Origin of the sequence: Butyricicoccus sp. Marseille-Q5471 (assembly GCF_951230135.1) — a bacterium.
Lineage (GTDB): Bacteria > Bacillota > Clostridia > Oscillospirales > Butyricicoccaceae > Agathobaculum.
In genome coordinates this window covers 1-24979 of sequence record NZ_CATNVC010000007.1, presented here as the reverse complement: position 1 = coordinate 24979, position 24979 = coordinate 1, and the positions used below count along the sequence as shown (strand labels likewise).

Sequence of the window (24979 nt, the reverse complement as noted above, 5' to 3'; positions counted from 1 at the left end):
TTCGGGCATCGCTTACAGCATGATACGAGGAGGAAACAACATGAACATCTTAGTATGTGTCAAGCAAGTACCGGACACGACCGAGATTAAGATTGATCCAGTCAAAAACACATTAATTCGTGAGGGTGTGCCAAGCATTGTCAACCCGTTTGACGGTTACGCACTGGAGGCGGCGGCACGCATCAAGGACAAAGATCCGACGGTCAGAATCATTGTGCTGTCCATGGGGCCGGAGCAGGCCAAAGCAGCGCTGAAGGAGTGCCTTGCGATTGCGGCGGATAAAGCGTATCTGGTATCCGACCGCGCCTTTGGAGGCTCGGACACATTGGCCACCAGCTACATTCTGACGGAAACCATTCGCAAGATTGAAATGCTTGAGGGTGGATTGGATGCGATTTTCTGCGGCAAACAGGCGATTGACGGCGATACCGCGCAGGTAGGGCCGGAGATTGCCGAGCATCTGGATGCACCGCAGGTTACCTATGGTCTGGAAGCGGAAGTAGACGGCAGCGTTATCCGCGTGAAGAAAGAGGTCGAGGAGGGCATTGAGGTGGTAGAGGTGAGGATGCCCTGTGTGGTTACCTTCACAAAGCCTGCATGGGATCCCCGTTACCCAACCATCAAACGCAAAATGGCGGCCAATCGCGCGGAAATCCCGACGCTGACCGCTGCCGATCTGCCGGGGATCGATCTCGCCTGTGCCGGCCTGAAAGGTTCTCCTACCAAGGTCAAAAAGACCTTTGTGCCGCAAAAAAGAACCGGCGGCATCAAAATTCAAGAAGAGACCGCAGCGGACTCGGCTGTGAAGCTGTTTGGCTTGCTCAGCGATGCAAGCATCATTTAAGGGAGGTGAGTGGAGTATGGATTCAAAAACAAACGATTTATGGGTATTTGTAGAGACCAATGGCGATGGCACCGCTAAAAATGTCGGTATTGAGCTGATGACGCCCGGCCGGATGATGGCGGATAAGCAGGGCGGTGCGCTTGTTGCCATCGTCATTGGCAATGATGCTGCCGCGGCGGTCAACGCCGCCGCTTCTCATGGCGCAGATAAGGTTCTTGTGGTAGAAGGTTCGGAATATGCGCATTACAGCACGGATGCCTATGCCGCCGCTTTGTGTGCGCTTGTGCAGAAATATGGACCGACCAGCCTCCTCATCGGCGCAACCAATAACGGCCGCGACCTTGGCCCGCGTGTGTCCTGCCGACTCAGAACCGGTTTGACTGCGGATTGCACTGCACTGGATATTGACGAAGAGAGCGGCAACGTTGCATGGACGCGCCCCGCATTCGGCGGCAATCTGATGGCGACCATTCTCTGCCCCGACCATCGGCCGCAGATTGGAACGGTGCGTCCGGGCGTATTCAAAAAGTGCGAGGAGACCGAGGCGTCCGCTGAAGTCATTCGCGAGGACATTCATGTTGCGGAAGCGGACATTCGCACCAAGGTAATCGAGCTGCTGCGCGATATGGAGGAAGAAAGCGTGGACTTGGAGGGCGCGGAGATTATTGTTTCCGGCGGCCGCGGTGTTGGCGGACCGGAGGGCTTCGCGCCGGTGCGTGCGCTGGCAAAGGCGCTTGGTGCAACGGTCGGCGCCTCCCGCGCGGCGGTGGATTCCGGTTGGATCAGTCACGCCCATCAGGTGGGACAGACCGGCAAGACCGTTGCGCCCAAGCTGTATATCGCCTGCGGCATTTCGGGTGCAATTCAGCATTTGGCGGGCATGAGCGGCTCGGATGTGATTGTTGCCATCAACAAAGACCCGGATGCGCCGATTTTTGATGTGGCGTCCTACGGCGTTGTCGGCAATCTGTTCGAGGTGCTTCCAATTCTGACCGAGGAGATTCAAAAGGCACGCGGCTGAACCCACGGCAGCGCGGGGCAAAGTCGAACGGAAGAAAGGGAACGGTACGGGTATGAATTTTCATTTCACGGATGATGAGCAGGACATTCTGAACATGCTGCACGATTTTGCAGTCAAGGAGGTTGCCCCGATTGCTGCGGAAATTGATGAAAACGAGCGTTTTCCGGAGGAAACCTGGCATAAGCTTGCGGAAATGGGTATGATGGGCGTGCCCTATCCGGAGGAATACGGCGGCGCAGGCCTATCCTATGTTTCCTATATCAGCGTTGCGGAGGAACTGGCGAAATACTGTGCCACGACCTCGGTCATGGTTTCGGCGCATACCTCGCTTTGCACCTGGCCGATTTATGCATTTGGCACAGAGGAGCAAAAGCAAAAATATCTGCCCGATTTGTGCGCGGGTGAGAAGCTTGGCGCCTTCGGACTGACCGAGCCGGGCGCGGGCACGGATGCTGCGATGCAAAAGACCGTTGCCGAGGATCGGGGAGATTATTGGGTGCTGAACGGCTCTAAGGTTTTCATCACGAATGCGGGATTTGCCGATAAATTTGTCATATTTGCAATGACGGACAAATCGCTTGGGACAAAGGGCATTTCCGCCTTTATTGTAGAAAAGGGGTTTGCCGGCTTCCGTATCGGAGCACATGAGAAGAAAATGGGGATTCGCGGCTCGTCCACCTGCGAGCTGGTGTTTGAAGAGTGTCATGTGCCGAAGGAAAACCTGTTGGGCGAGGTCGGAAAGGGCTTTAAGGTTGCCATGATGACGCTGGACGGCGGACGAATCGGCATTGGCGCGCAGGCACTCGGTATTGCGCAGGGTGCAATCGACGAATGTGTCAAATACGTCACGGAACGCGTGCAATTTGGCAAGCGCCTGTCGCAGTTCCAGAACACCCAGTTTGAGCTTGCGGATATGCAGTGCAGCGTGGATGCCGCACGTTTGCTGATTTACCGTGCCGCGCAGGCCAAGCAGGATGGTAAACCATACAGTCATTTGGCGGCGATGGGAAAGCTGTATGCCTCCGAGGCCGCAAGCGATGTGACACGCCGCTGCCTGCAGCTCGTGGGAGGCTATGGCTACACCCGCGAATATCCGTTTGAGCGTTTTATGCGTGACGCCAAGATTACCGAGATCTACGAGGGCACCTCGGAGGTGCAGAAAATGGTTATTTCGGGTTGGATGGGCGTGAAATAGGCCGGTTTAGAGAACAAAGGAAAGCAGCTCCCCATGCTCCATGACGCACCAAGGTGTTCATGGGGCGTGGGGAGCTGTGCTTATTGGCAGGATATCCGCCAACAAATGTACTGTACAGGAAACGAATAATCAGACCGTGCATACTTTAAAATAGTGTCTGCTTCTGAAAGGGGACATGAATACCGAGAAAAAGAATAGTAATAAGCTGTTGCGCTAGAACATAATGATAAAGTGCAAACTTGTTTTCACGCAAAAAGATACAAATCACTGAACTATATTTGAATGATGATACGTATCTCCTTGAGATCGTGCTGAAAGGATGAAGTTTTGATGATCAATACATATCCCGCGTCCGATATCCATAAAAGGGTCTTACATACTCCTCCAAAGCAAGCGCATTGTATGGGAGGGAAGGAGTTGGAAAATCTGCAAAACCATTCGGATGTAATCGTCTTTTTGTGGCTCACAGGGAAACAAAGATTCTGGTACCATATCAAATACGCAAGGGGCAATATGCTATTTGGATATATGCTGTTCAATGGGCAATGGAGATACCAGCCCGTCGCGATTCGCAAAATCTACAAATACTATTAAAGCAGGAAATTTGATACGTGAAAGTGGGAATTGCACAAATCGTGTCATGCTGCTAATTCATATAGGAGGCAAGTGTTTTGAAAAACCCATACAATTTCAATCGAAAAAAGCGTGTGATTCCTGCTATGGCAAATAACGAAACTAAGGATTTAGACTATGCGGTGGAAAATAACGACAAGGTTGAGGTCATTGTTAAGTTTAGCGGAGATGTTTTGGAGATTTCAAGACGCTTGCAGGCGGAAGTGGAAGTGCTTTTGCAGGGGTATGCAATCATAACGCTTGCGCCGGCGGATATCCCTAAATTGTATTCATATCCGCAAATTGAAAACATAGAATTACCTAAGTCTCTCTATATTGCATCGCAATATAATTTGATTTCCACATGCGTTCGTTCTGTTCAAGAAAATAAGAACCTCAATTTGAATGGAAGCGGTGTTATTGTTGCGGTAATCGATTCAGGCATCGACTATACGCATTTGGATTTTCGCAATGAGGATGGAAGCAGTCGAATATTGTACCTTTGGGATCAAACTGAGAGCGGAACCCCTCCAGCCGGGTTTTCGGCCGGAGCGGAATATACGCAGCAACAAATTAATAGCGCATTAAATAGCGAAACTCCTTTGCAAATTGTACCAAGCACCGATCTAAATGGACATGGAACAGCGGTTGCTGGCGTCGCTGCGGGCAACGGAAGAGAAAGCAACGGCGAAAACATTGGCGTAGCACCTAACGCGGACTTAATTATCGTAAAAGCAGGAACAAAGGGCTACGCCTCTTTTGCGCGAACCACAGAGCTGATGCGCGGCGTGAAATACGTGATTGACAAAGCAAGACAACTGAATAAGCCAATTGCAATCAACATGAGCTTTGGAATGAACAATGGATCTCATCTTGGCGATTCGTTGTTTGAAACCTATCTATCCGATGTGAGTGCAGAGTGGAAAACCTCCATTATCATACCAACTGGAAATGAGGGCTCGGCAGGACACCATTATCATGATGTTTTGCAATCAAACAGCACAAAAACGGTTGAGTTTTTTACAATAGAGGGACTGGAGCGGTTCTATATTTCCATGTGGAAAAACTTTGCCGACACGCTGTCCGTGGAGCTGATTTTTCCCGATGGAGCCTCCACAGGTGTCATCGGCATTGAAAGCCAGGTTAAAAATGTGCGGATAAGGAATGTGATGCTGACGGTTATTTATGGGCAGCCAACGCATTACTCAGTGGGACAAGAGATTTTCTTTGATATTAAGGCAATCACAGGCACTGTTTTCAGCGGCGTTTGGAGGCTGCAAATCATTTCCAACAATATTGTAGATGGAAGCATTCAGATGTGGTTGCCTACGATTGAAGAAGTAACGGATAGAACGCATTTTTCGAATCCGACACAATATAATTCGATGACAATTCCATCAACGGCCGAACGAGTCATTAAAGTCGCCGGATATAATGATAGAATCGGAAATATTGCTGAGTTTTCCGGGATAGGAAGTTTAAATATGTCGCTTCCCAATCCCGACTTGGCGGCCCCGGCGGTAGGCATTCTGACAGTAAAAAAGGGGGGCGGATATGACTCTTTTACCGGAACCAGCATGGCCGCACCTTTCGTTACCGGTTCTGCGGCGCTCATGATGCAATGGGGGATTGTCAATCAAAACGATCCATTTTTATATGGAGAACGTATTAAGGCGTTTTTGAGGCTGGGGGCAACCCGTAGAATAGTATTAGAGTACCCTAATCCAATGTACGGGTACGGAACCCTGTGTCTCAGCAATACAATAACTTTTTTAGAACGGTATCAGTGGGGAGGATTCAATCGATGGATACAACCGTGATTGATGAGGATAGCATGCCTTTGGACGAATTTATAAAGTTACCTACCACAATAGATTTTCAGGTCATTAACACGGAACATTTTATTGCTTATGCAAAGGATAAACCATATTTGCACTTTGGAACCCAATTTGCAAATGACTATATTGTAGGGTATACAAACGTAAAAAATTTACCGAAGCTATTGGAGGATACGGGAAGTGACTTCCTATCTCTGCTGCCGCGGATCATGTCTCCTACGGATAGCAAGAGCAATGACGTTAGTGGGATTACCCAAGTTTCCAATCAGCCGTTCCTCGATATTACGGGCAGGGGCGTTATAATCGGTATCGTAGACACCGGTATTGATTATACAAAAGACGCATTTAAGTTCGAGGATGGAACTTCAAAGATACTATTTTTATGGGATCAAACGATTGACGGACCGCGGCCGGATTACTTATACTTTGGAGCTGCATATGACAAAGCTAAAATCGATGAAGCCCTTCGCGCAGAAGATCCGTACTCCATCGTTCCCTCGCGAGATGACGATGGGCATGGAACCTTTCTTGCATCTGTAGCGGCAAGTAACCAAAAAGGGGAGTACATTGGCGCGGCTCCGAAGGCATATTTGATGGTTGTAAAACTACGTCGAGCGAGTGATTTTTTAATTGATCGGTACTTGGTGACAAAGGACAATCCGAATCTGTATGCTTCTACCGACTACATGCTGGGAATGAAACATCTGCTGGACAGGGCAGAAGAGCTGGATATGCCGGTTGTGATGTGTGTTGGTATGGGTACAAATGGAGGAGCGCATGATGGCAGCAGTTTAATGGAGGACTATATTAGCTTTTTGTCACAGCGTCCGGGATTTGCCTTTATTACTGCAGCCGGGAATGAATCCAATGCAAGACATCATACGCAGGGAAAAATTCCATATAACAACGGAACAGATCAAATCAGCATCAAAGTTGGTGAGCAGGGCGAGTCTTTCACGGTGATCATTTTCGGGCCGGGGTTTGACAAAGTTTCCATAGGAATAACATCGCCTACCGGTGAGGTGGTCGCGCGAGTTCCGTTTAAATCCGGGCTGCAATATACGGAAAGGCTTGTTTTAGAACAAACCAGTATAACGATTCGCTATTTTAAAAGCGGCAATAATGAAATCATTGTCGCGTTTGAAGAGGCGACCCAGGGCATTTGGGATATTACGCTGTTTGGTGATTTGGCAATCAGCGGGGAGTATTGGGCATGGCTGCCCATTACAGGACAGGTAAGTCCTTCGGTGGAGTTTTTAAAGCCGGTTCCGGACTACACCGTAGTCGTTCCGGCTACTGCTTTGCGTTCAATTACCTGCGGTGCTTATAACAGTGACGATAACAGCCTGTTTGTATCTTCTTCTTGGGGGCCGACCAGATTGCCGCGCATGGCGCCGGATTTTGTAGCACCGGGAGTTAGAGTAAAGGGAATTTATCCGACGGGGTATGGAACGATGACCGGAACCAGTGTAGCTGCCGCTGTGACAGCGGGCGCTGCTGCGCTCCTGATGGAGTGGGCGATTGTTGATGAAAATATACCTACCATAGATGCGGATTTAATTCGAAGCTTGTTGATTAGTGGATGTGTGCGTGAGAATAATTTGCAATACCCAAATACCAAATGGGGATATGGCAAGTTGAATCTGTATGGAACGTTTGAAGTCATTACGGAACAAATAATCAATTACAGACGTAACACGCCGTAGAGAGGAGCCGGACTGAATGAATGGAGTAAATACTGCGCCTGTCAAGAATACAGAGGGCGGATTTGGAACACTTCAGATTAATGCGTTTTTAAACAGTATAGGAAAGCCAGCGCAAGAGGCACTCGTACAGATTGTGGATCCAAACAGTGACAGTATACTGGAGGAAGTCAGGACAGATGCCGAGGGACAGATAGAACCCTTTATTCTTGCAACTCCACCACTTGAGTTTTCCATGAATTCAAATTTACCCAGGCCGTTTAATCAATATAATGTTAAAGTGACCTATCCGGATTATCGAGAGGCACGCATCAATAATGTTCAGCTCTTTCCTGACTGTACAGCACTGCAAAATGTAGTTTTAACGCCGAGTTTTTCCGAGGTGTTAATTCCGTATCCGGTTCTGTGGGGAGACTTTCCGCCGAAAATTCCTGAAAACGAGGTGAAAAAACTTCCTATTCCAAGCAATCAAGTGGTTTTGCCGGAGCCGGTGATTCCCAGCTTTATTGTTGTTCACGGTGGTAGACCGGAAGATAAAACAGCCCCGAACTATACAGTTGGATTTACTGACTACATCAAAAACGTAGCGAGCAGCGAGATATATGCAACATGGCCCAAAGAAACATTGAAAGCCAATATTCTGGTTATGCTGTCTTTTACCCTGAACCGCGTTTACACAGAATGGTATCGGGGCAAGGGGTATGACTTTACCATTACCAATTCGACAGCGTTTGACCAGGCGTTTACATTTGGCAGAAATATATTTCAGGAAATTTCAGATGTGGTGGATGAAGTGTTTACCACCTACATCACCAGACCGGATATCGTTCAGCCGCTTTTCACACAGTACAGCGACGGAAAAAGAGTCAAGCGGGACGGCTGGCTGAGCCAATGGGGCTCCAAGACGATGGGGGATCAGGGGTATTCTGCGCTGCAGATTCTGAAAAACTTCTATGGGTATGATATCATTCTGAAAGAAGCGAAAAAGGTTGAGGGAGTTCCGCTCTCTTTTCAAGGGGTACTAAAAGTTGGATCAACCGGAGACGCGGTGCGCACCATTCAGCAGCAACTGAATGCCATCTCGAAAAATTATCCGCTCATTCCCAAAGTCGTAGAGGATGGAGTATATGGAGAAAGCACAGCGGAAGCGGTTCGAGAATTCCAGAAGATTTTCAGCCTTCCGATTACGGGTGAGGTGAATTTCCCAACATGGTACCGCATTTCTGACGTGTTTGTTGCAGTTCAAAAACTATCTTAGCGCCTTGCGGATGCGTCCGGAGCTGCTAATCCTATCATTTACGCAGAAGAAAAATCATTTATAGCCATCATCGGCCGGATAAGGGAAAACGGGCAAAAATGCTTGGTTCCCCTTATCCGGTTTTTTGCTGTCAGGAGGGGTGATTAAGCCGCTTTGATATTAAAACATAATTTGATTACCCTTTTTCATAGAACGAATTTGACACACATAAATTGCCAATATATAATGGTATGTATCAAATTATATCAAAATGCGTCGATAAGGGCATAAAACGAACTGCATTCATGAAACAGCTTGGGATTAGCCCCTCAACTTTGGCCGGGCTGAGCAAGAACCTGCCTACACGGATGGATGTGTTGGCAAAGATCTGCATCCTGCTCGATTGCGGATTGGATGATATTGTAGAATTTTATAGAGAGGCAGACCACGAAGAAACGGATAGCAGCTCCGTGTGTGGCTGCTTGCCAAAACAGACACCTGAAACTATCAGAAAGAGCATAATCATGTCTGCTTTAAAAGGATGAGGCGCACCTCAAATATAAAAGAAATATTCTTGTCGAAGAAGGGTATTTCGGAGGGAACAACGATATGAGCGCGAAAGAACTTTTAGCCGCAGGCATCAATGATGAAGGTTGTGTCAAGCGATTTGCGGGCAAGGCCGCAGCCTACGAAAAACGCTTAATCAGGTTCCCGGAGGATCCCAATTATACCGATATGATGCGGGCTATCAAGCAGAAGGATTATGGAAAAGCCTTTCAGTGTGCGCATACCTTGAAAGGCATTGCCGGAAATTTCAGCATGGACAAGCTCTATGAATGCATCATTCTGCTGGTAGAGGCCTTGCGGGGCGGGCAAGCTTTCGGAACTGGACGTGTTGGCAAGGCGCGTGCAAGAAAGCTATCGGTTGGCAGTTGGTGCAATCTCGCGTTAGGCTTTTGGGCAAACCATTGTGACCCATCAATGCAGAAGAAAAGGCTCTCCGACTCGGTGCTCGGGACTTTGTAGCCAAGCCGGGTTCTGCGCAAGCGGCTTGCAAACTTGACTGAGCTGTATGAGACCAATACGACGCTCCTTCGCATTGAGCGCGACTTTGAAACCCAGTTTTTTTCGACGGCGTTGCCCAACTCAGCGGGCACGCCAGAGAGGAGTACGCGCAGACAATCGGTGTGGATGCCACATCCCTTGTCTATCGTGAGGACAGGTATCGCCTTATAGATGCCGCAATCGCCACCTTCAAATGCGGCAAACCCATTGACGAGACCTACCGCATCTATCACAAAAACGGATGTCTTGTATGGGCGCGCCTCAACGGCGCGGTGATTAGCGAAGAGGACGGAGCGCGGCTATATACGGCAAGATTCGATTGCCTGTTTCCTGAGCGTTTTTGATCGGCTGTGACGCGGGGACAGAGAAGTAACGGAGGATATCTGGTATAAAACCAACGATGGAGCGGGCTGTTGGTGTGAGCGCGCAACCTATACCACCGTTTATGATGATACCGGCCGCCCCGTTCGGGCATTTGGCGCCGGCAGAGATGCGACGTGGGAGCGGGATGCGGAAAAGAAATTTCAGGAGGCACTTTCCTATCACAAAGCCATCCAAAGCGACAATCTGTCCACCGTTAGCGTGGACTTGAGGGGTAATCGCATCTTGGAAATCATCAGCAGCTTTGAAACGGTAACGAGACTGACGGGCAGCACGGCGACAGAGTATTTTGCGCAAACCGCAATGACCATTACCGGCGCCGCCCACCGTGAGCAGTATGAGAAAAGCTTTACGCCGAAGGCGTTGCTGCATCTCTCTGATGAGCAGTTGTCCTTTGAAGCGCAGAATGAGGCGTGGCTCAACGCGTACGTCCGCCAAGAGGATTTGGAGCGTGTGATTGCAAACTGCAAGATCAAGCACATCTGGGCGCAGATTAAGGATGGCAATACCTATAAGTTCAGCTTTGGAATGCGCATGCCGGACGGCGCAATTCGCAGGAAGCAGCTGCAGTTTATAAAATAGACGCCAGCCGTCAAACCTTCTTAATGTCTCAGGTTGATGTGAACAGTATCTATGAGGAGCAGAAAGTGGCAAAAAGCACCTTGCAAAGCGTGTTGGAGTAGGAACACCGCCTGGAAAATGCCGAAACCATCCTCATTATTGCCATGACAGCGAATGCTTTTCATGAGGATATGCAAATTTCAAAACCGGCGTGAATGAACGCGCATTTGTCCAAACCCATTCATTCCAATAAGCTTTACCAGACGCTTGTGCAGCTGCTGGCCGAATAATCCCGGGAACATACCAAGAGAAATTAAAAGATAGAGGAGCGTGTGCAATGAAGAAGCTATTCTCACTGATGCTGGCAATTGTCCTGCTGATCGGCTTGGGCCTACCTGCATTTGCAGCAGAGGATAAGAAGCTGATACGCGTTGGATATATGGGGTATGAGGATTTCATTTCCCTCAATCAGGATGGCGTTTTAGCCGGCTATGGAGTGGAATACTTCAATGAAATTGCCAAGTATGCCGACGTTCGGTACGAGTACATTCAGGGAACGTGGGCGGATAATCTGAAAAAGCTGGAAAACCATGAGATAGATTTGGTATGTACCGCAAAGCTCACACGGGAACGGCTAGAGAAATTCAGCTTTTCCAAAAACTCCTTTGGCAATGTGCAGGGTGTCTTGTATACGCGGCCGGATAATGCAGAGATCTACTATGAGGATTATGCGGCGTTTGATGGAAAAAAGTTTGCCTTCTTAGATCAATCACTCAATATTAACCTCGTAACCGCGTATGCCAAGACGCACGGATTTACGTTTGAGCCCGTATTTTATGAAAGCGACCTTGCTATGGAAGCCGCATTGCTGGGCGGTGAGGTGGATGTTGTTGTCACCGAGCATATGACCAAGCATGATAATTTAAAACTGGTCGGAAACTTTGACAGCCAACCCTTCTATCTCATGAGCTATCAGGACAATGATTTTATGACGCAGATTGACGCGGCAATGTGCACCATCTTCACAGAAGATCCATACTTTCGGGCAGACCTGTTCACGAAATACTACGGCAAGCACAGCGCAATCAAAGATCCTCATTTTACACGCACGGAAACGGAATATATTGCACAGCTTTTGGAGAATCGGAAGAAAACCACCGGAAAGGCGTCACTAAAGGTTGCGGTTTTCTCGGACTCCAATCCTGTCAGCTATTTGGATGAAAATGGTGAGCTTTGCGGGATTCGTGTGGATTTGCTGAATGAAATTTCACGTATCTCGGGTATTCCGTTGGAACTCGTCTCGCTCGAAGAGCAAGATGGTACATACGGCTACGAGTATTTTCGCGACAATGGCTTTGATTTGATGATTGTTGATGACAACGCCATCAATCGCGCATACGGCGACAGGAAGGAAGCCGGTATGCGCTTCACGCAGGCCTTTGACAATATGAAAAAGGTGGCGATTGCAGAGAACGGCTTTACGCCAAGCAAAAACAAGGCCTATACGATTGCGTATGCGGCAAGCGCTGCAACCCTGCCGCAGCTGTTTGCAAGCTGGTATCCGAACAGTGCGCTGCTGCCGTGTGCCACAATAGAAAAGTGCTTTGAAGCCGTGCGCGATGGGAAAGCGGATATGCTCATTTATAATCAGTATATCGCCGAACGGGAGCTGCTGCGGCCGCAGTACGACAATTTGGCGGTGGTTCCGGGTGTTACCTTCTCGGATACTGCCATGATTAGTCCTGTCATTTTTAAAAATGGTTCCTACAAGGAAATCGGTGATGCTGCGATTGACCCGTATCTGAACAATCCACTTCTGATTTCTGTGCTAAATAAAGCCATCGCCTCTATTGATGAAGAAACCGTCAATAATATTGTGATAAAAAATACCATCGGCACCTATTCCTCTGAACTGTCTGTGCAGGATTTTATTTATAAATACAAGCCATTGTTAATTGCAATCAGCGTGGCGGTTCTGTTTATCCTGTTCTTAACGGTAAGTTTATATCTCAATAAGAGAAAAAACTTTACCCGATTAAGTGATGTTAATAAAAAGCTCACCCTAGCGGTTGCGCAGGCAGATGCAGCCAGCAGGGCGAAAAGCACCTTTCTCGCCCGCATGAGCCATGAAATCCGAACACCAATGAACGCAATTATTGGCATTACAACCCTCGCAAAAGCACATAAAAAAGACGAACAGCAGATGGATGACTACTTGGAGAAGATTTCTGCCTCGTCCAAGGTGCTGCTGAATATTATCAACGACGTCTTGGACATGTCCGCCATAGAAAACGAAAAACTGCACATCTCCAATGTGCCGTTGGATTTTAAAGAGGTTTTAATGGCACTGTGTGGCATGTACTATACCCAGTGCAAGAGCAAGGGCGTTGGATTCTCTATGGTTTTATCGGAGGTGACGGTAGAAACACTGGTGGGTGATGCACTGCGCCTCAACCAAATCCTGCTGAACCTGCTGTCCAATGCCTATAAATTTACCCCTCCGGGCGGAAGCGTCAAGCTGCAGGTCATCCAGCGCATGATCAAAGGAAAGCATGTGTATATGCGCTTTGTGGTTTCCGATACCGGCTGCGGCATGACAGAGGAGATGCAGCAGCGGCTGTTTCGACCCTTTGAGCAGGAAAGCAGCGGCACCGCACTGCAGCACGGGGGTTCGGGACTGGGTATGTCCATTACAAAAAACCTTGTGGATTTAATGCATGGTTCCATCCGCGTGGAAAGCCAAAAGGATGTAGGAACGACCGTTACAGTGGAGCTTCCCTTTGGTCTGTCGGAAGAGCAATTGGAGACATCCCCGGATAAATTCAAGAGCATCCGTGCGCTGATTGTGGACGATGAGGCGGATACCTGCGACTATACCGCAGCGGTACTGAAGCGGCTTGGCATCGACCATGATATTGCGCGGGATGGGAAACAGGCCATTGAACTCCTGACAGCGCAACACGATAAGGGCTGCGGCTATGATGTGTGCTTTGTGGATTGGAAAATGCCGGGTCTGAACGGCGTCGATGTGACCCGGAAAATCCGGGAGATGTTTGATGAAGACGCCATCATTATCATCGTTTCAGCCTATGACCTGTCTGAGGTCCAGGAGGAAGCGAAAGCAGCCGGCGCCAATATTTTTGTAACCAAGCCCCTGTTTCAGTCCACCGTGTTTAACGTTCTGATGACGCTGTCCGGCGGAAAATATAAACAGTTGACGGCTGATAAGCGTGCGTATGATTTCAGCGGGCACAAGGTGCTGCTGGCAGAGGACAATGCGATCAATCGCGAGATTGCCTGCGCGCTGCTGGAGATGGTGAACATGCAGGTGGATTGTGCCGTCAACGGCGAGGAGGCGGTTAAGCGCTTCGAAGCAGCTCCGGCTGGCACGTATGCAGCGATTTTGATGGATATTCAAATGCCGATTATGGACGGTTATGAGGCTGCAAAGGCAATTCGCAGCGGAAAACACGCGGAGGCCGCCACGATTCCCATTTTTGCAATGACCGCCAATGCGTTTGCGGAGGATGTGTCCACCTCCATTGCCAGCGGCATGGATGGACATATTTCAAAACCGATTGATACGGAGATTCTGTATCGAACCCTGCAGAAAGTGCTGGGGCAGTGACGTGCTGTTTTCGTCAAAAGAAGCCTCGCGGTCAAGTGACTGCGAGGCTTCTTTGGCTTTGGATAGGGATAAAAGAAAGACCAGCCGGAAAATGGCTGGTCTTTTGTTGTTGAGATTTGTTTTAAATTTGGCTTTTTGAGCGATATGCTTTGGGAGATATGCGGTATTGTTCTTTGAATTTTTTTGAGAAATAGCTTGTATTGTTAAATCCGGTTGAGTAGCAGATATCCGATATGCTTTTGTCTGTCGTGAGCAGCAGTTGGGACGCCTGAAACAGGCGGAATTGGTTGACATATTCAATGGGTGTCATTTTTGACAGCTCGGAAAAGCAGCGAAAGCACTCGCTCTTGCTGAGGTTGGCAGCGGCACAGATTTCAGGAATCGTCATCGGCTGAGAATAGTTTTGCCGGATGTAATTGAGCATGTCCTTCATGCGCTGCTCGCGCAAGAAGTTGCTGTTATCCTCGGAATCCGACAAATGTTTCGGCAGAATGGCCAGCAGATTCCGCCATATCCCGATTAAGTTTTCCAGCAGAAACAGTTCATATGTAACGTGTGTGCTTTCGGTATAGTACATTCTTTTGAGCAGCTCCAGAATGGTATGCCCTTCTTTTCGCTCCGGCGTAATGACAACGCCCTCCGGCCGGCGGGAGGTTAAAGAGACCGTGTATTTTTCACAATTGGCGCTTCGCATGAGATTGATGAGGAATTGTGGCGATAAAACGATGTTATACCCGACGGTTCCTTCGGAAAGCGCTGTCATCATGTGCACGGCTTCCGGAGCAATATATATGGCACAGCCCTCGCCGACGACATAGGAAGTACCGTTTACGATATACTCCACGCTGCCCTTCAGAATGATCTGCAATTCGAACTCGTGATGCCAGTGACTGGGGAAGCTTCGATCGGCAAAAGCATCGAAATGATCTACAAATTCGGATATCGGGAACATTTGATCCAGATATGTCAGTTCTTCTTTCATCGCGTGAATCGCAACAGAATTCTCCATAGCATTTTTGCTCCTCTCTTTGTATTTGTCCGGGATTCCCAGCCCACAGGATAGCGGTAAAATGAAAAACTTCACAAAGCAAAATGAAATTTCTTCAATTTATCGCCTGTTTTGAGCCTGAAATGTTCTGAAAAATTAACAAATGAAAAACGGAATTATGCAATATGTATAGGGATGCGGTTTTTGAGCCGCGAATAAAAGGAGAATGTTCATAAAAATATAACGATAATCCCAATATCTTGGGAAAAACGTGATAGAAGTTGAAACCAAATTAACTGAACCAGTCCATCAAAGATAGTATTATTTCATTATAAAAGAGTTGTCGACAATTTACAAGCAGCTAACAAAAAAACAAAAGAGGAAAGAGAAAGGAGATCCAGGAATGCGGAATCCGGAATTCCACTTAAAAAATGAAAACGCATTCGCGTGCATCATACGAATTGAGGCGCTCGCATATGTCGTGAAAACGCGTTGGGTTTGCGGCCTGCAAGAATAAAAGCACCGCCGCGGCTGCTCCGAAATTTGCGACTATCTTCCCCTGCATAGTCATATATCGCGTCGATACAAAAATGGCAAGTCAGTTGCCTGCCCGCTGCGGCTGTATGGATGTGAAAGCAAACAAATTCCGGTTTGGACGAGAAAAGGGGTTAAATAATCATGAACAATGTTTCAGAAGTTGTAAAAAGTAAAGAAGATCATAGCGTCAGTTTGCGCGAAAAAATCTGTTACGGTCTGGGAGACTCTGCGTGCAACGTGGTATATGGGTTGTGCAGTACGCTGCTTACCTTTTTCTACACGGATTACGTCGGCGTCAGCGCCGCAGTCGTTGGCATCATTTTTCTCATTACCCGTCTCTTTGACGGTGTCTCGGATATCATCATGGGCTTTATCACGGATCGGACGAAGTCGAAGTACGGCAAAGCACGTCCGTGGATTCTGTGGATGTCGGTGCCGTATGCGGTCACCTTTGTTCTGCTCTTTTTTGTGCCGGCAAATGCATCGGTTATGGTGCAGGCCATTTACATTTTCGTTACTTATAACTTGGTGAACACGGTGGTTTATACAGCGCTCAACCTGCCGTACTCCACAATGGCGTCCCTGATTACGCGCGATCAAAAGTCCCGCACTTCTACCCAGGCAATTCGCATTTTCTGTGGTCCGATGGGCAAGATGGTGGTCACGATTTCCACGATTCCGCTGGTGCAGGCCTTCGGCAACACGCAGCGCAGCTGGATTATTGTATCGTGCATTTTTGCCGTCGCTGCTTTAATTTTGCTGCTCGTCTGCTTTTTCAACATTGAGGAGCGTGTGGTAATCGAGGCGGCGCAGAACCAGAAAATTTCCGTTGGCCAAAATCTGAAAGCGCTATTTTCCAACCAATATTGGGCAATCTGCCTCGGCCTGTGGGGCTTCATGGTCATGATGAGCACGGTCAGCGGTACGATTACCACCTATTACTGCAAATATCTGTTGGGAAACGAAGCGCTTTACAGCCCGATTTATGCAGCAGAACTGATTGCACAGAGCGTGCTTGTACTGATTGTACCGCATTTTGTTCTGCGGTTCGGTAAACGCAATCTGACGCTCGGCGGTATTCTGCTGGTAGTCGTCGCGCAGTTGGTGTGGATGAGCAATCCGCTGAGCGTTCCTGTTGCCATGGTGAGCGCCGTAATACGCGGCCTTGGCGTAGCACCCTTGTGGGCCTGCGTATTCCCGATGATTGCGGATTGTGCGGAATTTGGACAGTGGAAGACACATGTCCGGCAGGACGGCATGATTTTCAGCGCTGCTTCGGTGGGTTCTAAGTTGGGCGGCGGTCTTGCATCGGCCGGTATTGGCCTTTTAATGTCTTCGGTCGGATACAATGGCCTGGCTGCTGTGCAGAGCGCAGAAGCGTTAGCGATGATTCAAGCAATCTGTATGTATGCGCCGATTGTTTTCTCTGCAATTATTGTGGTGCTCTGCTTAATGTACAAGCTGGATAAGCTTTATCCGCAGGTAATCGCAGATCTGAAAAAGCGTGACGAACAGGGTATTCTGTAATCTGGTTCATCAGACTGCAACTACTATAAAAGATATGAAATAAAAGAAGGTGTTACCATGATTGATTTTGCCATCAATATCGAAACGCTGTATCCCGACATGGATATTTGCGAAAAGATTGAAAGGGTCAGCGCGGAGGGCTTTCATGCCATAGAATTCTGGAGTTGGCATGACAAGGATCTGGCGCGTATCAAGCAAACCTGCAAAACCCATGGCGTAACGGTGCGGGCTATCTCCGGAACGGGTGCTTACTCACTTTGTGATGGGAAGAACAGTGATGCGTTCATTGATTGGGTGAAGCAGTCGATTGGAGCTGCGAAAGAACTCGATTGCAATACGCTCATTCTGTTTCCCAACCATTTCACCGCAGCGGGCTGCGCGGATTTCCGCAGCGAATACAGCCACGAGGCTATGATTGCCAACATGACCAATACGCTCACCCGTCTTGTGCCGATGCTGGAGCAAAGCAATATTACCGTTCTGTTAGAACCGCTTTGCAACCTGGGCAATGACGGCGGAATGGCCGTGACAGATACGGCTACGGGAGCGGATATCGTAAAAGCGGTGCATTCTCCGCACGTAAGACTGCTATGCGACGTGTTTCATATGCAAATGATGCACGGGAATCTGCTCTCCAATATAACGGAGCAGATGGATATCGTACCGTACATACACATCGCGGATGCGCCGGACCGGCATGAGCCCGGTACGGGAGAAATCAATTTTGATTTCCTGTTTCAGAAGCTCAAGGAAAGCGGATACGCAGGCACAATCTGCTTCGAGTATTTCCCGGCCGGAGCGACGGAAGCCGGATTCCCGGCAATCAAGCGACTCTGCGAAGCAATCAAGTGAAGTTTCAATTTATCAATCAACATTCATTATTAAGGAGGACTATAAAATGACCAAGGAATTGACTTACGGTATGGTAGGCGGCGACCTCAAAGCGCTAATCGGTGAGTGCCATCGCAAGGCGCTGGCACTGGACCCTCGCGCAAAGCTGGTATGCGGCTGCTTTTCGGCCGTCAACGAATTAAACGACGAGTGCGCGGAGGCGTATCACGTCGATCCGTCCCGGGTGTATTACGACGCGGAAAAAATGGCGGAGGCAGAGGCCGGCAAGATTGACTTCGTCTCCATCTGCACGCCGAACTTTGTACATTATTCCGTTGCAAAGACGTTCCTCGAACACGGCATCAACGTGGTCTGCGAGAAGCCGCTGACCCTGAAGGTGGAGGAAGCAGAGGAGCTGGCCAAAATTGCGAAGGAAAAGAATCTGATTTTCGCGGTGGATTACTGCTACTCCGGCTATGTCATGTGCAAGGTCATGAAGCAGATGATTGCGCGCGGCGACATTGGCGATATCATTTCGGTCAATGCGGATTATATGGAAGGCTGCTTCCTCGATCTGCTTTCAGAGAAGGAGCAGATTAATTCGCGAATTTGGCGCACCGATCCCAAGTACAGCGGCATTTCCAATACCTGCGCGGATGACGGCACGCACGTGGAGCATCTGGTCAACTACGTTACCGGTCTGAAGATTAAAAAACTCCTTGCAACGGCGGATACGTTTGGAAAGAAGCTTGACCTGAACGACAATATCATCCTCGAATACGATAACGGCGCTCATGGCGCATACTGGTTCACGCAGGTTGCCTGCGGTTCGCCGAACGAAATCAACCTTCGCGTTTATGGCACAAAGGGTTCGCTGGAATGGCATCAGACAAAGCCGGATGAGGTGCGCTTTGCACGCGTGGGCGAAGCGGCGCAGATTCTTTGCCGTGCAGGCGACGGAATCGATGTGCCGGCAGGTGCACTGCTGCGAGTTCCGTTCGGCCATCCGGAGGGCTACTATATCGCCATCGCAAACCTGTACCGCAACATCATTACTACGATTTTGAAGCGCAACAACGGTGAGGTGCCCACTGAGGAAGACTTGGATTTCCCGGATGTGGATACCGGCGTCAGCGGTGTAAAGTTCTATTATGCGGTCGTCGAGAGCGCACAAAACAACTCCAAGTGGGTTGATGTAGACTGAAAATGACGGGGAGGACAGAGCCGCCGGGCAAGGAGGCTCTGTCTCCACTAAAGTAGGAAGCAGGAGGCTATATCGATGGCAAAGATGCAAAAAGCAATTATTTACAAAGGGCCGGGCGCTTTTGCTTATGAAGATCGCCCGATTCCGGAAATTCAAGATAAGAACGACGTCAAGGTCAAGAGCTACGGCTGCTCCATTTGCGGCACGGATGTGAATATTTTTGCAACCCCGCAGCGGCATCCGTGCAAAGAGGACATCATCTTCGGTCACGAGTTCTGCGGCGAGGTCGCGGAGGTCGGCGAGGGCGTGACGAACCTCAAGCCGGGCGATAAGGTGGTCATCGACCCGCACGGTCCGTGCGGCGAGTGCGGCAATTGTCTCGCCGGTTTGCCTGAGGCATGCCAAAATGTAAGCTCGCGCGGTGTTTTCGCGGACGGCGGCCTGACGAATTATATTGTGCTGCCAAAGCAGTACTGCTATAAGGTGTCGCCGGCGACAAAACCGGAGTGGATGGGTGTAGCAGAGCCTCTCGCGGGCTGCGGCTGCGCGCTGGAAAAGCTGAATGTTCATGTAGGAGACACCGCGTGCGTGCTGGGCGCAGGCCCGATTGGCCTGATGTTCATTGCTCTGCTGAAGGCGAGCGGCTGCCGCAAAATTATCGTTTCCGAGCCGATTGCGCATCGCCGCGATCTGGCGGAAACGATTGGAGCGACCCGTGTTGTGAACCCGGATGAGGAAGACCTTCAGAAGATCGTGAAGGAAGAAACCGATGGACTTGGCGTAGATCACTGCGTGGAAGCAGTGGCTGCTATGATGGCGGATTGTGTGTACCTGGTTCGGCCGCATGGCAAGGTTCTTCAGTTTGGACATGATGAACTCGCCCGCCCCGAATTCCCCGTCGCAGAGCTTTTGAAAAATGAAATCGAAGTGTATGGCGGCTACCTTGGAAAGTACTACATGAGAAAGGTCGCGCAAATCATCGAATCGGGTGTTTTACCACTGGATAAGATTGTGACGGACGTGATTCCGGCTTCCCGATATCAGGAGGCGCTCGATCTGGCAGCCAGCCGCCAGTGCGGTAAGGTTTTCGTATCGATGGATATTTGATCCGAGAAAGGACAGCAAAACATGACAGATAAAAAAGAAGTTATGCGTTTGCAGGAACTGGCTTATCAGGCCAAATATGATCTCTGCAAGCTGTGCGGCCTGTACAGCGGCAGCATCCATATGGGAGGCGATATGTCGATGATCGATGTACTGACCTGCTTGTTCCAGCATACGATGCGTGTGTCGCCCGAATTGGCGCAGAACCCGGAGCGCGACCGCTTTATCCTCAGCAAGGGACATGGTGCCGCGTGCATGTATGTCGTGATGGCACAAAAGGGTTTCTTTGAATATCAGGAGATCTGTGATACATACGGCAAGGTGGGAAGTAAGTTCGGACAGCATCCGTGCAAGACCCGCCTGCCCATGCTCGATGCCTCTACCGGTTCTCTCGGCCACGGTTTGCCAATCAGCGTTGGTTTGGCAGCTTCCGGTCGGCAGAGAGGACAGACGCACCGTGTGTTCTGCATGATGGGGGACGGAGAAACCTGTGAAGGCTCTGTATGGGAAGCCGCAATGACGGGCCATGCCCTTGGATTGGGCAATCTGGTCGCCGTCGTGGATCGCAACAGGCAGCTGATGACAAGCTTTTCCGAAGGCTCCATCAAGCTCGATCCGTATGCGGATAAGTGGCGTGCCTTTGGTTGGAACGTCATCGAAATTCCGGACGGAAATGATATGAATCAGATTGTGGAGGCGCTGGATAAGCTGCCGGCGAGCAGCGGCAGCAAGCCGACGGCTGTTATTGCAAACACGGTCAAGGGCAAGGGCATCTCCTTCATGGAGCGCCAGATTAAGTGGCACGCCGGCAGCCTGAATGAGACAGATTTGGCAATTGCCCTGTCTGACCTTGACGCAGCCATGGAAAAACAGAGAAAGGAGCTCTAAATGAAGCAGTCTTATACACTTGACGAATATAATTCGGCGCGTTCGGTGGTGGGCGATACCATCGCGGCACTGGGTGAACAGGACGAGCGCGTATGGTTGCTGACCCCCGATATCGGTTTTGGATGCAAGGACTTCCAAGTGAATTATCCGGACCGCTTTATTGACACGGGCATCGCAGAGCAGGACGTGGTCGGCGTTGCGGCGGGGCTTGCATACGATGGCAATATGCCGTTCATCATCGGTATGATGCCCTTTATGAGCATGCGTGCACTGGAGCAGGTGCGTACCGATGTGTGCTACCCCAATCTTCCGGTGCGAATCATTGCGAATTACTCCGGGCTCACCGGAAACGGCGGTTCTACCCACTATGCAATGGAGGATATGGCGCTTTACTCCTCGCTGGTCAATATGACGGTTTGCGCGGCTTCCGATCCGGTGCAGCTGCGGCAGATTATTGAAAAAAGTATTTCGTATGACGGCCCGATTTCTATCCGTATCGATCCGGGTAAGGAAAACCGTGTACTGTACGACCAGAATGCGGAATTTACCATCGGAAAGGGCTACATGGCACGAGACGGTAAGGATATTACCGTCATTGCCTGCGGCGAAATGGTCGATTACGCGCTGAGACTGCATGATGCGGCGCGGGAGCTGGGGATTGAAGTCCGCGTCATTGACATGTTTACCGTGAAGCCGCTGGACGAGGAGATTGTGCTCAAGGCCGCGTCGGAAACGGGCAGAATCATTGTCTGGGAGGATCATCTGATGAAGAATGGTCTGGCCAGCGCGGTGTCGGATGTCCTGTGTGACAACGGTATCAGCCTGAAATCGTTTAAGCGGTTCGGCATTCCGCAGGTCTATCCGGGTTTTGGCGGTGCAGAAGACTTGTATCATCTGTATCAATATGACCTTGAGGCGGTTTTGGCGTATCTGAAAACTCTGTTTTAAAGATAAAACACAATGTAGCCGGCCCGTAAATCTGCCGTTTTGAAGCGCCACATTCCGCGGGCCGACTGGATGAATGCATATGGGAGGCTGTAAAATGGGAGTTTATATGTGGAATACATTTTGTCCGACACTCTTTGGAACCGGCGCGTTGAAAGAGGTTGGAAACAAGGCGAAAGAACTCGGCATGAACCGCATTATGGTCTGTACAGAGCAGGCCTTGTGTGAATTCGGAGTTGCGACGCAGGTCATCGATGTCCTGAAGGAGACCGGACTGGATGTTTTCGTCTTTGATAAGTGCAAGGCGGACGCGCCAAGCAACATCTGCGACGAAGGTGCAGCCTATGTAAGGGAGCACGCAATCGACGGTATTGTTGCAGTTGGCGGCGGCAGTACGTTGGACACGGCGAAAGCAATCGGCATTATTATCAGTCAAAACGGGTTGACAATCCGCGATTACTATGGGATTGGCGAAGCAGAACATAAGATGAAGCTGATTACGCTGAGCACGACCTCCGGCACGGGCAGTGAAATTTCACAATGGGCGGTCATTGGCGATGTGGAGACCGGTGCAAAAGAGATGCCGGTGTATAAGCCTGATATGGCGATTGTCGATCCGGTGCTCACCTATTCGCTGCCAGCGGGCCCTACCGCGGCAACCGGTATGGACGTGCTTGCCCACTGCGTGGAGGCCATCGCCAATAAAAACTATAATCCGTATGGCTATATTTTTGGAAAAGAAGGCATCCGCCTGACGCTGAAATGGCTGCCAATCGCGGTGAACGAGCCTCAAAATGCAGAGGCAAGAGAGAATATGTCGTTAGCGGCCAACCTGGGTGGCATGGCAATTTCGGCCTGCGGCTGTCAGATTGGGCATAGCTTTAGTCAGACGTTTGGAGCCCAAAACCATATTCCGCACGGCCTTGGCTGCGCGTGGGGATTGCCGGGCGTGATACAGTACACCGCGCAGTATGGGGAACGAAAAAATCTGGAGGCGGTGGCGGACGCAATGGACATCGCATCTGCCGCATACCCAGATACGATGCAGTTGGCGCAGGTCTTGATTGCGCGAATGGTCGATTTGATGAAAGAACTGAAGATTAAGTCCATTCGGGATTCCGGATTTTCACTGGAAGACTGCATGCTGGCGGCGGATCGATTTGCACACGATGGTGCGTTCGGCAATTCGCCCGGCGCTCCCGGAATGAAGGAGATTCGAGACTATATTGAGTATACCTATACAGTATATTAAATGTGGACAATCCTTCTTCTGTTAAGACAGCAGAGATGGAACGCTCAAAAAGCATGAAAGGGGGAGGCTGCATTGTGAAGAAGCTAGCTGTTTTGGTCGATAACGAACTGGAACTTGATTTCGATCAAATTTTTGGGGCGGCAATCGCATCCGGTGTGCAAATAGACCATATCCCGCTGCATCACACGCAGGATCCGCGTGCTGTGATTGCTGCGGCCAAGGGGTATGACTATGTGGTGGCAGGTCGTGAACCATGGGATTTTGAGACGCTTGTCGGATGCGCGGACAATCTGAAGCTCATTCTGCGATTTGGGGCAGGGTATGACACAGTCGACCTCGAAAGTGCAACCCATATGGGCATTGCGGTTGCCAATGCACCGGGAGCCAATGCAAAAGCCGTTGCGGAGCACACACTGGCGCTGATGATGGCGGTATTGCGCAAGGTCACGCGGTATGACCGCGAATTGCGGCAGGGCGGCATCGCGGCGTCGATGTCACAGACGTTGGAAGGGACGGTTGCAATTTTAGGCTTTGGCAACATCGGGCAAGAGTTAGCCCGCCTTCTGAGCGTCTTTCCGGTCAAGGTGATTGCGTATGACGCATATCCCAATCTGGCACGTGCGGCGCAGCTCGGCGTAGAAATGGTGAGTGCGGACGAAGCACTGGCAAGGGCGGATATTATCAGCCTGCATCTGCCTGCCTGCGTGGAAATGCTGGATTTTGTGCGCAAAGAGAATCTTGCAAAGATGAAAGACGGCGTTTACATTATTAATACAAGCCGCGGCGCGGTTGTAAATGAGCATGACTTGGCAGAGGCGCTGCGCAGCGGTAAGGTTGCGGGCGCAGGCCTTGATACCTTTAAAGTGGAACCGTTTGATCAGAACTCAGAACTGAAGCAGATTTCAAACGTCGTGCTGACACCGCATTCGGCAGCGGTCAGCACCCAGGGCGTGCGCGGTGTATTTGAAAGCTGCGCAAGCACCTTGGAGCATTTTTTGAAGAATGAGAAAGCACCGGCCATTCTGAATCCGACGTATTGGTATTTCAGAAATGAACAAATCCATGACTTAGTGCAGGATACTGCGGTATGCCAGTGATACAGGGGGAGTTATGAACAAGGTAAAAGTAGGCGTACTCGGCTACGGCATCATCGGACAGCGTCTGTGTGACGGCGTAACCCTGATGGGCGATATGGAACTGGTTGGCGTGGCCAACCGCACCCCGAACCTGAGCATCCGCGCGCTCAAGGAGCGCGGCATGCCGTATGATCTGTACATGGCCGACCCGCAGTATGCGGACGCATTCGCCGAAGCCGGCGTTCCGGTTTCCGGCACGATGGAAGACCTCATCAACAAGTGTGATATTCTCCTCGATGCCACGCCCGCAGGCGTCGGTGCGGAGAACAAGAAGCTCTGCGAAAAGCTCGGCAAGCCCTGCATCTTTCAGGGCGGCGAAAAGAACGACGTTGCCGATGTGTTCTTCCATGGCTGCGCCAACTACGAAAAGGGTCTGGGCAAGCACTTTCTCAAGCTGACCTCGTGCAACACCACCGGCCTGATTCGTGCCGTTGACTGCCTCGACCGCGAGTGCGGCGGCGTGGAGCGTGTTGCCATCACCA

The 24979-nt window shown here is 50.0% G+C and carries 20 protein-coding genes and 1 pseudogene; 20 read left to right on the top strand and 1 reads right to left on the bottom strand.

Annotated elements, in window-relative coordinates; genetic code table 11:
• The first annotated feature begins 40 nt into the window (after positions 1-40).
• From QOX26_RS09140 to QOX26_RS09095, 11 genes and pseudogenes are all read left to right on the top strand, one after another.
• Entirely contained in the window at positions 41-844 is an 804-nt protein-coding gene (locus QOX26_RS09140; protein ID WP_283674669.1) for an electron transfer flavoprotein subunit beta/FixA family protein, read from the top strand.
• Positions 845-860: 16 nt separating this feature from the next.
• Positions 861-1865, top strand: a complete 1005-nt coding sequence (locus QOX26_RS09135) for an electron transfer flavoprotein subunit alpha/FixB family protein (RefSeq protein WP_283674668.1) — start codon at positions 861-863, stop codon at positions 1863-1865.
• A gap of 52 nt (positions 1866-1917) precedes the next feature.
• A complete protein-coding gene (locus QOX26_RS09130) occupies positions 1918-3060 on the top strand; it encodes an acyl-CoA dehydrogenase (RefSeq protein WP_283674667.1) in 1143 nt (380 codons plus the stop codon).
• Between the two features lie 671 nt (positions 3061-3731).
• On the top strand, positions 3732-5492 hold the full coding sequence (locus QOX26_RS09125) for a S8 family peptidase (RefSeq protein ID WP_283674666.1): 1761 nt from the start codon (positions 3732-3734) through the stop codon (positions 5490-5492).
• Entirely contained in the window at positions 5477-7216 is a 1740-nt protein-coding gene (locus QOX26_RS09120) for a S8 family peptidase (protein ID WP_283674665.1), read from the top strand. The genes QOX26_RS09125 and QOX26_RS09120 overlap by 16 nt, the downstream gene beginning before the upstream one ends.
• A gap of 16 nt (positions 7217-7232) precedes the next feature.
• On the top strand, positions 7233-8471 hold the full coding sequence (locus QOX26_RS09115) for a peptidoglycan-binding protein (protein ID WP_283674664.1): 1239 nt from the start codon (positions 7233-7235) through the stop codon (positions 8469-8471).
• A gap of 230 nt (positions 8472-8701) precedes the next feature.
• Positions 8702-8995, top strand: coding sequence for a helix-turn-helix domain-containing protein (locus QOX26_RS09110; protein WP_283674663.1), 294 nt, complete (start codon positions 8702-8704; stop codon positions 8993-8995).
• Positions 8996-9059: 64 nt separating this feature from the next.
• The gene (locus QOX26_RS09105; RefSeq protein WP_283674662.1) at positions 9060-9476 is read left to right on the top strand and encodes an Hpt domain-containing protein; all 417 of its coding nucleotides are present in this window, start codon (positions 9060-9062) and stop codon (positions 9474-9476) included.
• A 119-nt stretch (positions 9477-9595) separates the two neighbouring features.
• A pseudogene (locus tag QOX26_RS14390) lies at positions 9596-9859 on the top strand (PAS domain-containing protein); the annotation flags it as partial.
• A 262-nt stretch (positions 9860-10121) separates the two neighbouring features.
• Positions 10122-10478: a hypothetical protein gene (locus tag QOX26_RS09100; RefSeq protein ID WP_283674661.1), complete on the top strand. Its 357-nt coding sequence runs from the start codon at positions 10122-10124 to the stop codon at positions 10476-10478.
• 316 nt (positions 10479-10794) lie between these two features.
• Positions 10795-14085 (top strand): response regulator, encoded by a 3291-nt coding sequence (locus tag QOX26_RS09095; RefSeq protein ID WP_283674660.1) that lies wholly within the window; start codon positions 10795-10797, stop codon positions 14083-14085.
• A 121-nt stretch (positions 14086-14206) separates the two neighbouring features.
• Here the strand turns inward: QOX26_RS09095 and QOX26_RS09090 are convergent, their stop codons facing one another.
• Positions 14207-15094 (bottom strand): AraC family transcriptional regulator, encoded by an 888-nt coding sequence (locus QOX26_RS09090; RefSeq protein WP_283674659.1) that lies wholly within the window; start codon positions 15092-15094, stop codon positions 14207-14209.
• Positions 15095-15751: 657 nt separating this feature from the next.
• Here QOX26_RS09090 and QOX26_RS09085 point away from each other — a divergent pair.
• The 9 genes from QOX26_RS09085 to QOX26_RS09045 form a co-directional block, all read left to right on the top strand.
• Complete coding sequence (locus tag QOX26_RS09085; protein WP_283674658.1) at positions 15752-17137, top strand: MFS transporter; 1386 nt, start codon at positions 15752-15754, stop codon at positions 17135-17137.
• A gap of 57 nt (positions 17138-17194) precedes the next feature.
• A complete protein-coding gene (locus QOX26_RS09080) occupies positions 17195-17989 on the top strand; it encodes a TIM barrel protein (protein WP_283674657.1) in 795 nt (264 codons plus the stop codon).
• A 46-nt stretch (positions 17990-18035) separates the two neighbouring features.
• Positions 18036-19172, top strand: a complete 1137-nt coding sequence (locus tag QOX26_RS09075) for a Gfo/Idh/MocA family protein (protein WP_283674656.1) — start codon at positions 18036-18038, stop codon at positions 19170-19172.
• A gap of 75 nt (positions 19173-19247) precedes the next feature.
• Positions 19248-20279, top strand: coding sequence for a zinc-dependent alcohol dehydrogenase (locus QOX26_RS09070; RefSeq protein ID WP_283674655.1), 1032 nt, complete (start codon positions 19248-19250; stop codon positions 20277-20279).
• Between the two features lie 21 nt (positions 20280-20300).
• A complete protein-coding gene (locus tag QOX26_RS09065) occupies positions 20301-21164 on the top strand; it encodes a transketolase (protein ID WP_283674654.1) in 864 nt (287 codons plus the stop codon).
• Positions 21165-22112: a transketolase family protein gene (locus QOX26_RS09060; protein WP_283674653.1), complete on the top strand. Its 948-nt coding sequence runs from the start codon at positions 21165-21167 to the stop codon at positions 22110-22112. It abuts the gene before it with no gap.
• A gap of 94 nt (positions 22113-22206) precedes the next feature.
• A complete protein-coding gene (locus tag QOX26_RS09055; protein ID WP_283674652.1) occupies positions 22207-23361 on the top strand; it encodes an iron-containing alcohol dehydrogenase in 1155 nt (384 codons plus the stop codon).
• A gap of 74 nt (positions 23362-23435) precedes the next feature.
• Positions 23436-24458: an NAD(P)-dependent oxidoreductase gene (locus tag QOX26_RS09050; protein WP_283674651.1), complete on the top strand. Its 1023-nt coding sequence runs from the start codon at positions 23436-23438 to the stop codon at positions 24456-24458.
• A gap of 13 nt (positions 24459-24471) precedes the next feature.
• The coding region (locus QOX26_RS09045; protein ID WP_283674650.1) for a type II glyceraldehyde-3-phosphate dehydrogenase at positions 24472-24979 on the top strand (508 nt) is incomplete at its 3' end.

Excerpts from the sequence above, each read along its gene's own strand:
- QOX26_RS09130 (WP_283674667.1), top strand. The coding sequence starts at position 1,918 with ATGAATTTTCATTTCACGGATGATGAGCAGGACATTCTGAACATGCTG.
- QOX26_RS09065 (WP_283674654.1), top strand. The coding sequence starts at position 20,301 with ATGACAGATAAAAAAGAAGTTATGCGTTTGCAGGAACTGGCTTATCAG.
- QOX26_RS09055 (WP_283674652.1), top strand. The coding sequence starts at position 22,207 with ATGGGAGTTTATATGTGGAATACATTTTGTCCGACACTCTTTGGAACC.
- QOX26_RS09060 (WP_283674653.1), top strand. The coding sequence starts at position 21,165 with ATGAAGCAGTCTTATACACTTGACGAATATAATTCGGCGCGTTCGGTG.
- QOX26_RS09140 (WP_283674669.1), top strand. The coding sequence starts at position 41 with ATGAACATCTTAGTATGTGTCAAGCAAGTACCGGACACGACCGAGATT.
- QOX26_RS09135 (WP_283674668.1), top strand. The coding sequence starts at position 861 with ATGGATTCAAAAACAAACGATTTATGGGTATTTGTAGAGACCAATGGC.
- QOX26_RS09120 (WP_283674665.1), top strand. The coding sequence starts at position 5,477 with ATGGATACAACCGTGATTGATGAGGATAGCATGCCTTTGGACGAATTT.
- QOX26_RS09105 (WP_283674662.1), top strand. The coding sequence starts at position 9,060 with ATGAGCGCGAAAGAACTTTTAGCCGCAGGCATCAATGATGAAGGTTGT.
- QOX26_RS09115 (WP_283674664.1), top strand. The coding sequence starts at position 7,233 with ATGAATGGAGTAAATACTGCGCCTGTCAAGAATACAGAGGGCGGATTT.
- QOX26_RS09095 (WP_283674660.1), top strand. The coding sequence starts at position 10,795 with ATGAAGAAGCTATTCTCACTGATGCTGGCAATTGTCCTGCTGATCGGC.
- QOX26_RS09070 (WP_283674655.1), top strand. The coding sequence starts at position 19,248 with ATGGCAAAGATGCAAAAAGCAATTATTTACAAAGGGCCGGGCGCTTTT.
- QOX26_RS09085 (WP_283674658.1), top strand. The coding sequence starts at position 15,752 with ATGAACAATGTTTCAGAAGTTGTAAAAAGTAAAGAAGATCATAGCGTC.
- QOX26_RS09110 (WP_283674663.1), top strand. The coding sequence starts at position 8,702 with ATGTATCAAATTATATCAAAATGCGTCGATAAGGGCATAAAACGAACT.
- QOX26_RS09090 (WP_283674659.1), bottom strand. The coding sequence starts at position 15,094 with ATGGAGAATTCTGTTGCGATTCACGCGATGAAAGAAGAACTGACATAT.
- QOX26_RS09080 (WP_283674657.1), top strand. The coding sequence starts at position 17,195 with ATGATTGATTTTGCCATCAATATCGAAACGCTGTATCCCGACATGGAT.
- QOX26_RS09075 (WP_283674656.1), top strand. The coding sequence starts at position 18,036 with ATGACCAAGGAATTGACTTACGGTATGGTAGGCGGCGACCTCAAAGCG.